This window comes from Pseudoalteromonas ostreae (genome assembly GCF_018069805.1).
In the GTDB taxonomy this organism is placed as follows: Bacteria; Pseudomonadota; Gammaproteobacteria; order Enterobacterales; family Alteromonadaceae; genus Pseudoalteromonas; species Pseudoalteromonas ostreae.
Window position 1 is genome coordinate 44,477 of sequence record NZ_JAGPYN010000027.1, and the last position, 14,539, is coordinate 59,015.

A 14,539-nucleotide genomic window follows, 5' to 3' on the forward strand; every position below is an offset into this window, starting at 1 on the left:
TATTAACTGTGCAAACTATTTTACGTTATTTAGCCAATAAAACGCTAACAAGGTTTTCACTTACGCTGTTTTTTTGCCATTATAGGCCGTGATTTAATCAGTAAGGGAATTTAGGGTGTATTTAAGCTATTTTGGCTTGTCAGAGAAGCCGTTTTCAATCGCGCCAAATCCACAGTACTTATTTTTAAGCGAACGCCATAAAGAAGCGTTGGCGCATTTAACTTATGGCTTAGGTGAAGCCGGTGGGTTTGTATTGTTAACTGGAGAGGTGGGAACAGGGAAAACGACCTTAACCCGCAGTTTGCAAGAGCAGCTACCTGAAAACACACAAGTGGCGTTGATCCATAATCCAGCACTGTCACAATTGGAACTGTTAGCGAGTATTTGCGATGAATTTCATATTGTTTATGACGAGCAAAATGCGACGTTAAAAACCTTAACAGATGCAATTAAAAAGCATCTTGAAGCGAATCATCAAGCTGGTGGCCACACTATTTTGATCATTGATGAAGCTCAGCTTTTAGCCCCTGACGTGCTAGAACAGCTTCGTTTATTAACTAACATAGAAACAAACCATAAAAAATTACTACAAATAGTATTGGTTGGTCAGCCAGAATTACAGGCTTTATTAAAGCGTAATGAGTTGCGTCAGTTAGCGCAGCGTATCACTGCCCGTTATCATTTACTACCATTAACCGAGGGGCAAACCTTTGCTTACGTTAAACACCGTTTATATGTGGCAGGTTGTGATCGAGGGCTGTTTTCAAATGATGCGTTAAAAACAATTCACTTAGTTACGGCAGGTATTCCGCGTTTAGTAAATTTATTATGTGAACGCTGTTTAATGGGCGCTTTTTCTAAGCAGCTAACCATGATTGATAGTGATATAGTAATGCGCTCTGCACAAGAGGCGTTACCGCCGAGTGCATTGAATGCTGTTAGTGTAGCGCAGCAGTCGTCGTTTAATTGGCTCTATCCATTGGCATTTTTAACTGTGTTCAGTATGGGTATTGGTTTGTCGTTTATTCTTTAATTAATGGTCATATATGTCGTATTTATTAGAAGCCTTAAAACAATCAGAACAACATGACGAAGCGTCAGTACATGACAGAAACGCTGAACAATTAAAACAGCAGCAAGAGTTACAACGCTATCGTGTTATTGCAATTTCGCTTGGCTTGTTGGTTGCTTTTTTATTGACCTTGATGGCAGGATTTTCAATTGGTAAATGGTTACAAAAAAATCATTTAAATACCCCTGAACAAGTGGTAACGACTGTTCAGGATCAATCAGTGGAGCCTGCTGATGACGAAACACCTGTACCTGCCACAGTGAAGTCTGAGCAATCGATACCTGTGCAAACAAATCCAGTACAAACTAGCCCAGCGCAAGTTGCTAGCTCGCAGCCGATGTCTCAGCCGCAATTTGTTCACCCTCAGCAATACCAACAAGCAGCGCAATATCAGTGGGTGCAAGTGCCAGTAAATACTGCACCAGCTTATTCACAAGGTCAGCCAATGCTGGTACAAACACCTAATGGTTATCAGCAAGTATATGCAGCGCCTCAGCAGCAATATAATCCTAATGCAGTGCAAATGCAGCCAATGATTAACAATAGCGCTAGCAATATCGATATGAGTAAATACAAAGTATTGGGGAAGCCTATTGGCGAACCGACTAGTGATAAATCAAAGCCGTTGGCAGCAGGAAATGATGAAGAGCTTGAAACTGTACCAACGGCGCTTAAAAATGCCTTTGCTCGCGCTATCGAAGATACTCAAAGCACCCAATCTCATCAAGTAACGCAAGGCACTAGAAATTCATCTTATGCTGAGCCGATTGAGTTACTACCAGATGCTTTGCTGGCATTGATGCCAGAAATTAAATACCAAGCGCATATTTACTCATCATCACCTGATAAACGATGGGTTAAGCTCAATAATCGGGAGTTATACGAGGGCGATAGTATTGGGGACTTAAGAGTATTAGAGATCACTCCTGAGCAAACGGTGTTGAGTTTTGATGATTATGAATTTAGCTTAAAGGCACTGCAAGATTGGCCGAGCAAATGAATTAACACGATTTTTTCGTATGCGATTATGGAAGAAACTACTTAATTTAAAGGCTTTAATAGCAAAAAGGGCGCTAATTAGCGCCCTTTTTTAATATCAACTTAAACTCTACTCGTCGTCTTCAACTAAAGTCATTAATGATGTATTTCCGCCTGAAGCTGTGGTATCAATACTAATGGTCTTTTCGGTCACTAAGCGTTTGATGAGCGTGTCGTAGTACTCAGCACTGATCACTGGCAAGATTGCCCCTTTACGTTGTGCTAGCTGTTGACTGAAATAGCCTAAGCGTGATGAACGCGCTGCAACAACTGCACCGGCCAAATGAGCATGCGCTAAAATAGCTTGTAATTGATTCGGTCTAGCTACTTGGAATACACCTTCAGCAATACCTGTTGAGATAAACTTATCTTTAAAAGCTACGGCTTCGTCATAGAATAACTCAGACGCTACGGTGATCACCGTATTACCAGCTGCAAGAGCAGTGATGATCGAAATAGCCCAGAAGTTAAACGAGGTACTCTTATCGGCATAACATACAACGCAGCCACGCGCTTCAAGGTGAAGGGTGTTTGATTCACCTGTAGGCCCTGGCAATGTTGTAAACTTACGCATGTGCTTTTCAAGACGATTAAGCTGTGCGCGTGCATCGGCAAGTGTCAGTGCTAAATCGTCTGCTAACTCATCGATAATATCAACCGTTGCTACTTTAGCAAGCAGCTGACGTACTGCAGAAACACGATCATTTAATGGTGTAGCGCGCCAAATTTTTTCATCACGCATTGAGTTTGCCATTAACTTCTCGACTTGCTCAGCAGCACCTGAATAGTGGTGAGTGTCAAGCTCGTCTGGTGTTAAGTTTGTCATTTGCACGTTTTCAGGCGATGCTTTTTCTTTAACTAAACGAGTTAAATAGTTAGGGCCACCTGCTTTAGGACCTGTGCCAGATAAACCACGACCACCAAACGGTTGTACGCCAACAATTGCACCAATCATGTTACGGTTAACGTACACATTACCCGCGCGCGACATTTTTGCTAGGTACTCGCAACGCTCTTCAATACGTGAATGGATACCCATGGTTAAACCAAAGCCAGTGTTATTAATTTGGTCAATCACGTTATCAAGCTCTGTGCCTTTAAAGCGGATGATATGCACACATGGGCCAAATACTTCACGTTTAAGTACAGATAAATCATTGATCTCATATAAACGTGGCGCAAAGAAATACGCTCCGTTTTCGCTGTTATCTGGAATGTCACATTCATAATGCAGTGTTGCGTTGCCCTTTAAGTACTCAACGTGTTCGTTTAAGTTCTTTAAAGCTTTTTCATCAATTACAGGGCCGATATCGGTTGATAGTAATGATGGATCGCCAATGTGTAGCTCTTTTAGTGCGCCTTTGATCATATCAATTACACCATCAGCGATGTCTTCTTGTAAGAATAATACGCGAAGCGCTGAACAGCGTTGACCGGCACTTTGGAAGCCAGAGCTGATCACATCGTCAACAACCTGCTCAGGCAGTGCTGTTGAATCAACGATCATACAGTTTTGACCACCTGTTTCGGCAATTAATGGCACTTGAATATCATTACGAGCAGCCAATGTTTGCGAAATAAGTGTGCCAGTTTCTGTTGAACCAGTGAACATAACCGCTTGAATACGCTCATCAGGAACAATGGTTTTACCTACTTCACTACCACGAGCGATAACAGGCTGTACCACATGTTCTGGTAAGCCGACTGATAGCATAAGCTCAATAGTGCGCAGCGCGATGTAGCTCGTTTGCTCAGCAGGTTTTGCGATAACTGTATTACCGGTTACAATTGCAGCAGCAACTTGACCCAAGAAGATTGCCAGAGGGAAGTTCCACGGGCTGATACATAAGATCACACCACGGGCTTCAAAACGCTCATCTTCACTCAGTTCTTCCGCACGGGCTGCGTAGTAACGACAGAAATCTACTGCTTCACGTACTTCATCAATACCGTCTTGGGCTACTTTACCGGCTTCTTTGATACAGATAGCCACAAGCTCATCGTGATGACGCTCTAAAATGTCAGCGATACGGCGAAGTAAGTTAGCACGTTCTTTAACTGGCGTTTGCGACCAAGATTCAAACGCAGTTTCTGCGTTAGCAAGCAAGGTAAGCATTTCATCGCTATTTTGTAGCTTCACATGGCTGATGATTTCTTTATGGTTTGCAGGGTTTTTAACTGCAATTGAACCTTCAGGAATATCGCTTTCACTAATACGGTGCTCTGCAAACCAGCTATCAAGATTTTCTTTGAATGGAGTGATGGCATTGATATCAGTTAAATCCATGCCTTTTGAATTAGCACGCTCTGCGCCGTATAAATCAATTGGCATCTTAATTTGGGTGTTGTACTTATTACGTAATCCTTGCAGTGTTTCTACTGGATCAGGTAATAATGATTCAACCGGCTTAGTAGTATCTACAATGGCATTTACAAACGATGAATTTGCACCGTTTTCAAGTAAACGACGTACTAAATAAGCCAATAAGTCTTCGTGTTGACCAACTGGGGCATATACACGGCACTGAATTTTTTCTTCAGTGACGATTTGGTCGAATAATGATTCACCCATACCGTGCAGACGTTGGAATTCAAAACCTTGGTTATCACCTTTAGCCACTTCTAAAATTGTTGCGGCAGTGTAGGCATTGTGCGTTGCAAATTGTGGATAAAGCACATCTCGCGCTTCTAGCATTTTGATTGCACAGGCTTTGTACGATACATCGGTAGTCGCTTTACGGGTAAATACTGGAAAGTGCTCTAAACCATCTTGTTGAGTAGTTTTTATTTCAGTATCCCAGTATGCGCCTTTAACTAAACGCACCATCATTTTACGGCCAACACGCCCTGCAAGCTCTGTTAACCATTCAATGACGAAAATAGCACGTTTTTGATAGGCTTGAACCGCCAAACCAAATCCATGCCAACCAGCTAGGTCATCATCACTAAATACCGCTTCGATTACGTCAAGTGAGATATCTAAACGGTCTGCTTCTTCTGCATCAACGGTAAAACCAATATCGTAGCTTTTAGCAACCAGCGCCAACTCTTTTAGCTTAGGCACAATTTCGCTCATTACACGTTCTTTATGTGTGAACTCATAACGAGGATGAATAGCTGATAGCTTAACTGAAATACCAGGACTCTTAATTGGACCACGGCCATTTGCTGCTTTACCAATTGCATGAATCGCATTCATGTAGCTATTAAAGTAACGCTCAGCATCCTTCATGGTGCGTGCGCCTTCGCCTAGCATATCGTATGAATATACATAGCCTTTTTGTTCTTTCTCAGCAGCGCGCTCGATAGCTTCATCAATGGTGCGACCCATTACAAACTGCTTACCCATGATCTTCATAGCAAAGTTTACTGACTTACGAATAACCGGCTCGCCTAGACGGCCAATGGTTTTTTTCAGTACACCAAACTGCTGTTCTTTGGTTTTATCAGTGTAGTTAACCATTTTACCGGTCACTAATAGGCCCCAAGATGACGCATTAACGAATAGTGAGTCGCTGCTGCCTAAATGAGAGCTCCAGTCGCCTTTAGCTAACTTATCGCGAATTAGGGTATCTTGAGTTGCTTTATCTGGTACACGAAGCAGGGCTTCTGCTAAGCACATTAATACCACACCTTCTTCACTTGAAAGCGAAAACTCATTTAAAAGTGCATCAACACCGCTTTGACCATCTTGGTCACGACGAATATTGTGAACTATTTGGCGAGCACGTTCCCAAGCACGGCTGCGGGCTTTTACGCCTACTTCAGCAAGCGGTAAAATATGATCAATTACGGCATTTTCATCGATGCGGTAAAAGTCACGGATTTTTTGTCGAATTGGACACGTTGTTGTCAAATCGCCGTCGAATAACATAAGCAACCCTCTGGTGTGTGGAGTCTTGCAGCGAAAAAATTTTGCTGCCTGATTTTCATCTGTGTAATGCGTGCATTCTAATTAAATTCCAGCAGAATATGCTGGTTAAATTTGGCGTTTTACGATAATTTACAGGGCATACCTTAAACTTATCCGCATAAAATTCTGTTATGACAAGTCCGAATAGATTACGCATGCTAGATCGTATCGATTTAGCAATTTTAGACGTTCTGCAAAAAAACGGCAGAATATCTAATGTTAACCTCGCAAAGCAGGTTAACTTAAGCCCTAGCCCGTGTCTTGACCGAGTGAAACGGCTTGAACAAGAAGGTTATATTGAGGGCTACTTTGCTAAGTTGAGCGAAGCAAAACTTAATCAAAGTTTAGTCGCGCATGTGCAAGTGTCATTAGTGACCTCAAATACTGCGGTGTTTAAAGTGTTCCGAGAGCATATTTTAAGAATTAAACAAGTGGTTGAATGTGACATGGTGGCAGGAGGATACGATTATTTATTAAAAATTCGGGTTTCGGATATGGATGAATATCGCCAAGTGCTTGGAGACTTAGTTGATATACCGGGTGTCGGTACGCACCATACTTATATGGTGATCGAAAAAATTAAACAAGATACAGGGCTCAGACTCGATACTTAAATGTAAACTCGCAGCTACCAATACGTAGGCGCGGGTTTACCCCGCGCACTAAAAAAGCACCCTAGGGTGCTTTTTTAGTATTAAATATAGTGGTTATCGATTATGCCCAGCCGTCGTAGCGCTTACGACGTGATAATACGATAGTCAAAATAATACCTAAGAACAAGCCAATAAATGCAATCGCGCCACCATAGGTTAATAGCTGACGTTTTTCTTTTGCACCGGCTTGTTGTTTTTCAGTGCGCTCAACTTCTAAGGTACTTTTTAACTTAGCAATCTGCTCTGATAGAGCTGTGTTTTGATCAGTTAAAGTTTGGCGTTGCTCTTGCAGCTGTGGCAATTCAATTTGTGCTTGGCGCAGTTGTTCTTGCACTGATGCCATTTCTTCGCTCAAAGTACGGTACTGTTGATGGATCCCTGCTGTTTTTGACACAAACTTAGCTTCAACCCAGCCTTCACGGCCTTTATCATCAACAACTTTAATAAAGTCATTTTCTTCAGTAGATAATTGCGTCAATTTAGTGCCTGCATCAACAGAGCCAATAATACGGTAATTTTTACTCGCGCCTGAATGCATAAATGTATAAAGGTTATCGACTATATATGCGGTGTTTGCGTCGCTAGCTGAATCAGTTTCTTCAGCGTGACTCATAAATGCGGCCGCCGCGAATAGCAAAGCTAAAAAAGAATGTTTAAACATCAATCTACCCTGTTAATGTAACCGTCCGTGGGACAGCAATCGTATTATTCATAGTTAAGTATTGAGATAGTATGGATTTAGCGCCTTAATAGCAAGGCTGATATTGTAATCATAGCTGCTGTTTGCTGATTCAAATAAGCTAAAAAATTTGCAATGTTGGGCTGCTTTGTTTATTTTGAGCTCTTATTTATTTTAAAGGTAATCCTCAAGCCAAATGGATACTGAGATAGAACTGAAGTTTTTGGTGTCAGACGCCGTAATTCCCCTGATCCCCGCGTTAATTACTCAATTTGCAAAAACGGTTACTAATAAACCTTCGCGTAGTTTACAAAATGCTTATTTTGACACACCGAGCCGTGAATTAAGAGCGCTCGATATCGGTTTTCGTACCCGGTGTGCTGATCATCAATGTGAGCAAACCATTAAACTTGCTGGAGACGTTATAGGCGGGTTGCATCAACGACCTGAATATAATTTACCACTAGAAAGTAGCCGACCAAATATAACTGCATTTGATGCCAGTATTTGGCCGCATGGTATGCAAATAAGTGCAATTGCCGCTAATCTTTACCCTATTTTTAGTACTAATTTTATTCGTCGTACTTGGCTAATTGAAACCGACAGCGGCGCTAAAATTGAGGTGGTGTTAGATAAAGGTGAAGTATCTGCATCGGGTTTGATGGAGCCAATTTGTGAGCTTGAAATTGAACTAGTTGAAGGTAGCCGCGATGAATTATTTACTTTAGCCGATAAGTTAGTGAGTCAAAGTAATATTCGATTAGGGCTTTATTCAAAAGCCGCTCGAGGTTATCGCCTTGCGGATGAAAAACCACTTAAGCCAAGTAAATCAATTGGCTTTGTATCATTGCCTAACAATGCAACGCAAGAGCAAGCACTTATAGCCGCAATTGGCTTTGGTATTCGTTTCGTACAAAAACACGAACAGTGTTATTTCGACAAGCCGAGTTTAAAAACGCTTAAGCGTGTAACTGATGGTATTAGTCTAATCCGCCATACGTTTTGGTTATTTGATGATATTGTTGATAAAAGCACCACCGAGCTATTACGCACCGAGCTAAAATGGCTATTAAGTGAATTGGCGTGGGTTGAAAACGCTATCCAACTTAAAACCTATACCTCCAAGCGCCATGCCTACTATAAAAAAATTAACAGTGCGCCAGAGTTGACTCAAGTCATCAACGACTTAAAAGAGCTACAGCCGAGTATTGATGATATTAATCGACTATTTCATAGTGCCCGTTATAACCGCCTATTGTTGTCTTTAACCACCTGGCTGGTGGATAAACAATGGCGTAGAAGTTGGGGACAAGTACAGTTTCAAGCAGCGGAACAACCAGTCGCTGAGATTGCTAATCGATTATTTGAAAAAGATTGGCAAGATCTTCATCAGTTACTTCCAGAACAAAAAACACTGACTGTTAAGGATTACTTGGATTTACGCATGCGTTTAGAAAACAGCTTACTCAGTGGTAACTGTTTAGGTTCGTTATTTGAAAAAGATGAACGCAGTGAATTTCGTATACCATGGTTAGATATTTCACATGGCATGTACGAGCTCAGTACGCTTGAGTATTTAAAGCAGTTATGTGCAGGACAAGATGATGAAGAGCTGGCAAAAATTCAAAGCTGGCTTGAAAGAAAGTCCGAATTCTTGGTCGACGCAATGGAACAAAGCCGCTTAGCTTCATATAAAATATCGCCTTACTGGCAGTAGCTAGTACATAGAGAATACACCTGGTACGGCGGGTATTATTACCAATGTTATTATTTAGTGCCAATGCGCTCAGTGGTGTTCAGCATTGGCAACTCTGAAAACAGCGTGATGGTGCAAGTATGTACTACAAAAAACATGACAATGGTATTTTTGAAGTGCAGGCTGAGAACACTGTAGAAGGCGTCACGGCCAATGATTTTTATGATATTGCTAAGTGATAGCGGCAGCGCACCGTTGTGGATAAAAATGTTACCCATGCGGAAGTGTTAGAGTAATTAAGTTCCTCTGAAACTATTGTACACACGAGTTTGACTCGCCGTGGCCGATTGCTGAACGCTAATAATCGGTAACCCTCCCGCGCTAGGAATATACGAAGTTAAGCATTGTATAGTGCCTTTACTTAGATAACGTTTTACCTACAACTATAACATCATAAATTCGTTACCCTGTATTTTATTCGGGCCCCTAATGCTGGCGTGAATCTCGATTTAGACAAATATAACTAGCCTAATAAGTCGGCCGCAGATTGTCCGACAGAGGTGAATACATTAGAAGCGTAGTTAATAGATTTAATTGTGACAGAAAATACTCAGTTTTATAGCATGGAGCAGTCATTATTTAATGCGACGCAAGAGCGAAGGGGATTTGGTTTTCAAATAATACAACGCATGAGCAGCATGGCGTGGTGATTTATCGGCACTTTATGGGTATTATAGGGTCAATGAGTAGGATATAACTGACAACATCACTGCAATTTGTCGAAATTGATGCACGGACTGTCGCCATATACCCAGTATATAGCGACAGTCTGGTATTTATAAACTCAAGGTATGGATTAAAGTAATATGCTTGGTTCATCACTAGATAAGCAAACAAAACTTACACGCGAAAGATTATACAATGACTAAACCAGAGATTAATTTAGTAAACAAACCCAATGGCACAGGGGTTGGGCGTATTTTAAAAGCAACCCAATGCTCTATTAAGGGGTTTAAAGCTGCATTTAAGGAAGAGTCAGCATTTCGTACTGAACTTGCGCTAGGGCTAGTATTACTGCCGCTGTCTTTTTGGCTAGCGCAATCATTACAGCATTGGGCATTATTGATTGTGAGCTTTTTAATATTATTGATAGTTGAACTGCTCAACTCTGCCATTGAAGCCTTAACCGACAGAGTTGGTGTGGAATATCATGTGCTATCTGGGCGTGCGAAAGATATCGCTTCAGCGGCTGTGACATTAGCACTGATAGTGTTATTTATTGTATGGGTTGTGGCTGGGTATGAAAAGATACTTACATTGATAGGTTAGGGAGTTAGGCAAAACGTCACTGGCTTTAATTGCGCGGGGTAAACCTGAGCCTACGTCTGGTAGCAGCGAGTTTACCTCGCGACAATAACCTAGGCATTTACAGCAACATAATCAGCAGGTATAAAAAAAGCGCCAATTGGCGCTTTTTTTACATTCACATAAGGCTGAGATTATAGGCCAGCTGCTGCGCGAAGTGCATCCGCTTTATCTGTGCGTTCCCATGGGAATTCGTCACGGCCAAAGTGGCCGTAAGCCGCTGTTGGTAGATAAATTGGGCGCTCAAGATCAAGCATTTGAATTAGGCCGTATGGGCGTAAATCAAAGTGTTCACGGATTAATTCGATTAAACGTGACTCTTCAAGCTTACTTGTACCAAACGTTTCAACACTGATTGACGTAGGCTCTGCAACACCGATTGCGTAAGATACTTGTAGCTCACACTTGTCAGCAAGGCCAGCAGCAACGATGTTTTTAGCAACGTAACGTGCAGCGTATGCAGCTGAACGGTCAACTTTTGATGGATCTTTACCAGAGAATGCGCCGCCACCGTGACGAGCCATGCCGCCGTAAGTATCAACGATGATTTTACGACCTGTTAAACCACAGTCACCCATTGGGCCACCGATAACAAAACGGCCAGTTGGGTTGATAAAGAACTTAGTAGCACTAGTGATAAGCTCAGCTGGAAGTACCGGCTTGATGATAGTTTCCATCACAGCTTCTACTAAATCTTTTTGTGAAATGTCTTCACTGTGTTGAGTAGAAAGTACTACAGCGTCAATGCCTACTGGCTTGCCGTTTTCATATGCAAAAGTAACTTGTGATTTTGCATCAGGACGTAACCAGTTTAACTCACCGCTTTTACGTACTTGCGCTTGACGCTGTACTAAACGGTGTGAGTAAGTGATTGGTGCAGGCATTAGCACTTCTGTTTCATTACATGCGTAACCAAACATTAGGCCTTGGTCGCCAGCGCCTTGTTCTTCTGGGCTTGTACGGTCAACACCTTGGTTGATGTCAGGAGATTGCTTACCAATCGTGTTTAAAATTGCACACGAATCAGCATCAAAACCCATATCAGAATGAGTGTAGCCAATTTCACGTACAGTTTTACGTGTGATTTCTTCGATATCAACCCATGCGCTAGTAGTGATTTCACCACCAACCATAACCATACCAGTCTTTACGTAAGTTTCACACGCAACACGGGCATGAGAATCTTGTTCTAAGATGGCATCTAGTACCGCGTCAGAGATTTGGTCCGCGATTTTATCCGGATGACCTTCAGAAACAGATTCAGAAGTAAATAAATGTTTTGCCATTGTCTTTGCTCACAAATATTGCGCTTCACAAACGTCGGTAAGAGCGCTAAAAAAATTTAGGGGCGTATTTTATCTAAAACAACCATAGTTGCATAGTGTTTTTACGCCTAGACGTCTAAATAAAGTTACTAATAACTTTTTGTTCTTAAAAAATTTTCATAATAGCCAATTTAATCAAGGTTTTTAATTGCACATAGCCCCTACAATAAGTAAGAATGGGTGTTCTTGAAAAACACATAACAACCAGCGCAAATACAGTTAAAGGTAGGAGAATTCATGCCGTCTCGCAAAGAACTTGCAAATGCTATTCGCGTCTTATCAATGGACGCAGTACAAAAGGCCAAATCAGGCCACCCTGGAGCCCCTATGGGCATGGCTGATATCGCAGAAGTACTATGGCGCGATTATCTAAACCATAATCCAACAAATCCAGAGTGGGTAGACAGAGATCGATTTATACTTTCCAATGGCCACGGTTCAATGCTTATTTATTCTCTATTGCACTTAAGTGGTTATGATTTGCCAATTGAGGAAATTAAAAACTTCCGTCAAATGCATTCAAAAACACCAGGACACCCAGAATATGGATATGCGCCAGGTATTGAAACCACTACGGGCCCACTAGGTCAAGGGATCACAAATGCAGTGGGTATGGCGATTGCTGAAAAAGCATTAGCCGCGCAATTTAACCGCGAAGGTCACGATATTGTTGATCACCACACATATACTTTCTTAGGCGATGGCTGCTTAATGGAAGGTATTTCTCATGAAGCATGTTCACTTGCCGGCACATTAGGCCTTGGTAAGTTAGTGGCGTTTTGGGATGACAATGGTATTTCGATCGATGGGGAAGTGGAAGGCTGGTTTAGCGACGATACACCTGCACGCTTTAAAGCCTACGGTTGGCATGTAGTAAGTGACGTTGATGGCCATGATTCAGACGCAATTCGTGCAGCCATCGAAGAAGCACGCAGCATCACGGATAAACCAACCCTGATTTGCTGTAAAACAGTGATTGGTTATGGCTCACCGAATAAATCAGGTAGCCACGATTGTCACGGTGCACCACTAGGTGAAGACGAAATTAAAGCTGCTCGTGAGTTCCTTGGTTGGACTGGCGAGGCATTTGAAATCCCAGCTGATATTTACAGTCAGTGGGATGGTAAAGAAAAAGGTAAGCAACTTGAAGCAAATTGGAATGAGAAATTTGCCGCATACGCTGCTGCACACCCAGAATTAGCCGCCGAATTTAAACGCCGCACACGCTCAGAGCTACCAGCTGATTGGGCTGAAAAGTCTCAAGCGTATATTGAGCAACTTGATGCAAACCCTGCCAACCCAGCATCGCGTAAAGCGTCGCAAGATGCATTAAATGCATTTGGTCCATTGTTACCAGAGTTTATGGGCGGATCTGCGGATTTAGCAGGTTCTAACCTAACAATTTGGAAAGGTTCTAAAGGCCTTGAAGCGAATGACGCAAGCGGTAACTACATCTATTACGGTGTACGTGAGTTTGGTATGTCAGCCATCATGAATGGTATTGCACTGCATAAAGGGTTTATTCCTTACGGCGCTACTTTCTTAATGTTTATGGAATATGCACGTAATGCAGTACGTATGGCTGCACTGATGAAAGTGCCAAGCATTTTTGTATACACGCATGATTCAATTGGCTTAGGTGAAGATGGCCCAACTCACCAACCAGTAGAGCAGATTGCTAGTATGCGTTTAACGCCTAATTTAGTGAACTGGCGCCCGTGTGACCAAGTTGAATCTGCAATTGCATGGCAACAAGCGATTGAACGCAAAGACGGCCCAACGTCACTTATCTTCACGCGCCAAGGCCTTGCTCAACAAACTCGTTCAGCGCAGCAATTAAGCGATGTGAAAAAAGGTGGTTATGTACTTAGCTGTGATGGTGAGCCTGAGCTTATCTTAATCGCAACTGGCTCTGAGGTGCAATTAGCACAAGATTCAGCCGCTGAACTGCGTAAGCAAGGTAAAAAAGTACGTGTTGTCTCTATGCCATCGACCGATGTATTTGATGCACAAGACGCTGCATATAAAGAAAGCGTATTACCAGCAAGCGTTACACGCCGCGTAGCAATAGAAGCAGGTATTGCTGATTACTGGTACAAATACGTAGGCTTAAACGGCGCTGTAGTAGGTATGACCACCTTTGGTGAGTCAGCACCAGCTAATGAGCTGTTTGAGCACTTTGGCTTCACGGTAGAAAATATCGTAAACAAAGCAAACGAATTATTTTAACCTTAAAGGTTAAAATGTAAAAAGCCCGCACTGTGCTAAACGCAGTGCGGGCTTTTTTATACAGAGCTGTAAGCTTTAAGCCGTCAGCCGTCAGCCGTCAGCCGTCAGCCGTCAGCTATCAGCTATCAGTTTTAAGTCTGAGGCGCAGTGCTAGGGAAAAGCCGTAGGAGGGGGCTTTAGCCCCGATTATTCTTGCCGCTTTTTTCGATTGTTTGTAATACCTTGTAGGCGTGAAACTTGTTTCGCACGTTGTCTATGTAGGTCGTGCTTTAGCGCGTATGTATAGTGTCAAGTAAAATCGTAGGAGGGTGCTTTAGCCCCGATTGTATGGTGTTCAAATTGCCTTATCTGATTTTGCTTTAAGCTGAACAAAAACTTAGTGATAGTAATATCTTAGCTAATTTGTTAAAACTATAATAATTTAGAAATATGAGCGTTAAATCAGCAGGAATATTAACGATTAGCGCATTATAAAATGTTATGAGTTAGAGTGAATTATGGAATCACAGGTAGAGCTAGCAGAAAAATCAGCTCGATTTATGAAGCTTCTTCCCGCTGGGGTTGATAGT

Annotated in this window: 9 protein-coding genes; 6 read left to right on the forward strand and 3 right to left on the reverse strand. The window is 42.1% G+C overall.

Annotated features, from left to right (window positions below; genetic code table 11):
• The first annotated feature begins 115 nt into the window (after positions 1-115).
• Together J7338_RS17765 and J7338_RS17770 are read left to right on the forward strand one after the other, a co-directional pair.
• Positions 116-1,033, forward strand: coding sequence for an ExeA family protein (locus J7338_RS17765; protein WP_210798294.1), 918 nt, complete (start codon positions 116-118; stop codon positions 1,031-1,033).
• Positions 1,034-1,046: 13 nt separating this feature from the next.
• Complete coding sequence (locus tag J7338_RS17770; RefSeq protein ID WP_210798295.1) at positions 1,047-2,072, forward strand: general secretion pathway protein GspB; 1,026 nt, start codon at positions 1,047-1,049, stop codon at positions 2,070-2,072.
• 108 nt (positions 2,073-2,180) lie between these two features.
• Here the strand turns inward: J7338_RS17770 and putA are convergent, their stop codons facing one another.
• Positions 2,181-5,984 (reverse strand): bifunctional proline dehydrogenase/L-glutamate gamma-semialdehyde dehydrogenase PutA, encoded by a 3,804-nt coding sequence (putA, locus tag J7338_RS17775; protein WP_210798296.1) that lies wholly within the window; start codon positions 5,982-5,984, stop codon positions 2,181-2,183.
• A 170-nt stretch (positions 5,985-6,154) separates the two neighbouring features.
• On the opposite strand from putA, the gene J7338_RS17780 reads away from it, so the two are divergent.
• Positions 6,155-6,637, forward strand: coding sequence for a winged helix-turn-helix transcriptional regulator (locus J7338_RS17780; protein ID WP_210798297.1), 483 nt, complete (start codon positions 6,155-6,157; stop codon positions 6,635-6,637).
• Between the two features lie 100 nt (positions 6,638-6,737).
• Here the strand turns inward: J7338_RS17780 and J7338_RS17785 are convergent, their stop codons facing one another.
• On the reverse strand, positions 6,738-7,337 hold the full coding sequence (locus J7338_RS17785) for a TIGR04211 family SH3 domain-containing protein (protein WP_210798298.1): 600 nt from the start codon (positions 7,335-7,337) through the stop codon (positions 6,738-6,740).
• A 214-nt stretch (positions 7,338-7,551) separates the two neighbouring features.
• Between J7338_RS17785 and J7338_RS17790 the strand changes: the two genes are divergently transcribed.
• Together J7338_RS17790 and J7338_RS17795 are read left to right on the forward strand one after the other, a co-directional pair.
• Complete coding sequence (locus J7338_RS17790) at positions 7,552-9,072, forward strand: CYTH and CHAD domain-containing protein (protein WP_210798299.1); 1,521 nt, start codon at positions 7,552-7,554, stop codon at positions 9,070-9,072.
• A gap of 900 nt (positions 9,073-9,972) precedes the next feature.
• Positions 9,973-10,380: a diacylglycerol kinase gene (locus J7338_RS17795; RefSeq protein ID WP_210798300.1), complete on the forward strand. Its 408-nt coding sequence runs from the start codon at positions 9,973-9,975 to the stop codon at positions 10,378-10,380.
• Positions 10,381-10,550: 170 nt separating this feature from the next.
• Here J7338_RS17795 and metK read toward each other — a convergent pair whose 3' ends face one another.
• The gene (gene metK, locus J7338_RS17800) at positions 10,551-11,702 is read right to left on the reverse strand and encodes a methionine adenosyltransferase (RefSeq protein WP_054204302.1); all 1,152 of its coding nucleotides are present in this window, start codon (positions 11,700-11,702) and stop codon (positions 10,551-10,553) included.
• Positions 11,703-11,978: 276 nt separating this feature from the next.
• On the opposite strand from metK, the gene tkt reads away from it, so the two are divergent.
• Positions 11,979-13,970, forward strand: a complete 1,992-nt coding sequence (tkt, locus tag J7338_RS17805; RefSeq protein WP_210798301.1) for a transketolase — start codon at positions 11,979-11,981, stop codon at positions 13,968-13,970.
• The last annotated feature ends 569 nt before the right edge of the window (positions 13,971-14,539 follow it).

Coding starts and splice junctions, on each gene's coding strand:
- J7338_RS17770 (WP_210798295.1), top strand. CDS start 1,047: ATGTCGTATTTATTAGAAGCCTTAAAACAATCAGAACAACATGACGAA.
- putA (WP_210798296.1), bottom strand. CDS start 5,984: ATGTTATTCGACGGCGATTTGACAACAACGTGTCCAATTCGACAAAAA.
- J7338_RS17780 (WP_210798297.1), top strand. CDS start 6,155: ATGACAAGTCCGAATAGATTACGCATGCTAGATCGTATCGATTTAGCA.
- J7338_RS17785 (WP_210798298.1), bottom strand. CDS start 7,337: ATGTTTAAACATTCTTTTTTAGCTTTGCTATTCGCGGCGGCCGCATTT.
- J7338_RS17790 (WP_210798299.1), top strand. CDS start 7,552: ATGGATACTGAGATAGAACTGAAGTTTTTGGTGTCAGACGCCGTAATT.
- J7338_RS17795 (WP_210798300.1), top strand. CDS start 9,973: ATGACTAAACCAGAGATTAATTTAGTAAACAAACCCAATGGCACAGGG.
- metK (WP_054204302.1), bottom strand. CDS start 11,702: ATGGCAAAACATTTATTTACTTCTGAATCTGTTTCTGAAGGTCATCCG.
- tkt (WP_210798301.1), top strand. CDS start 11,979: ATGCCGTCTCGCAAAGAACTTGCAAATGCTATTCGCGTCTTATCAATG.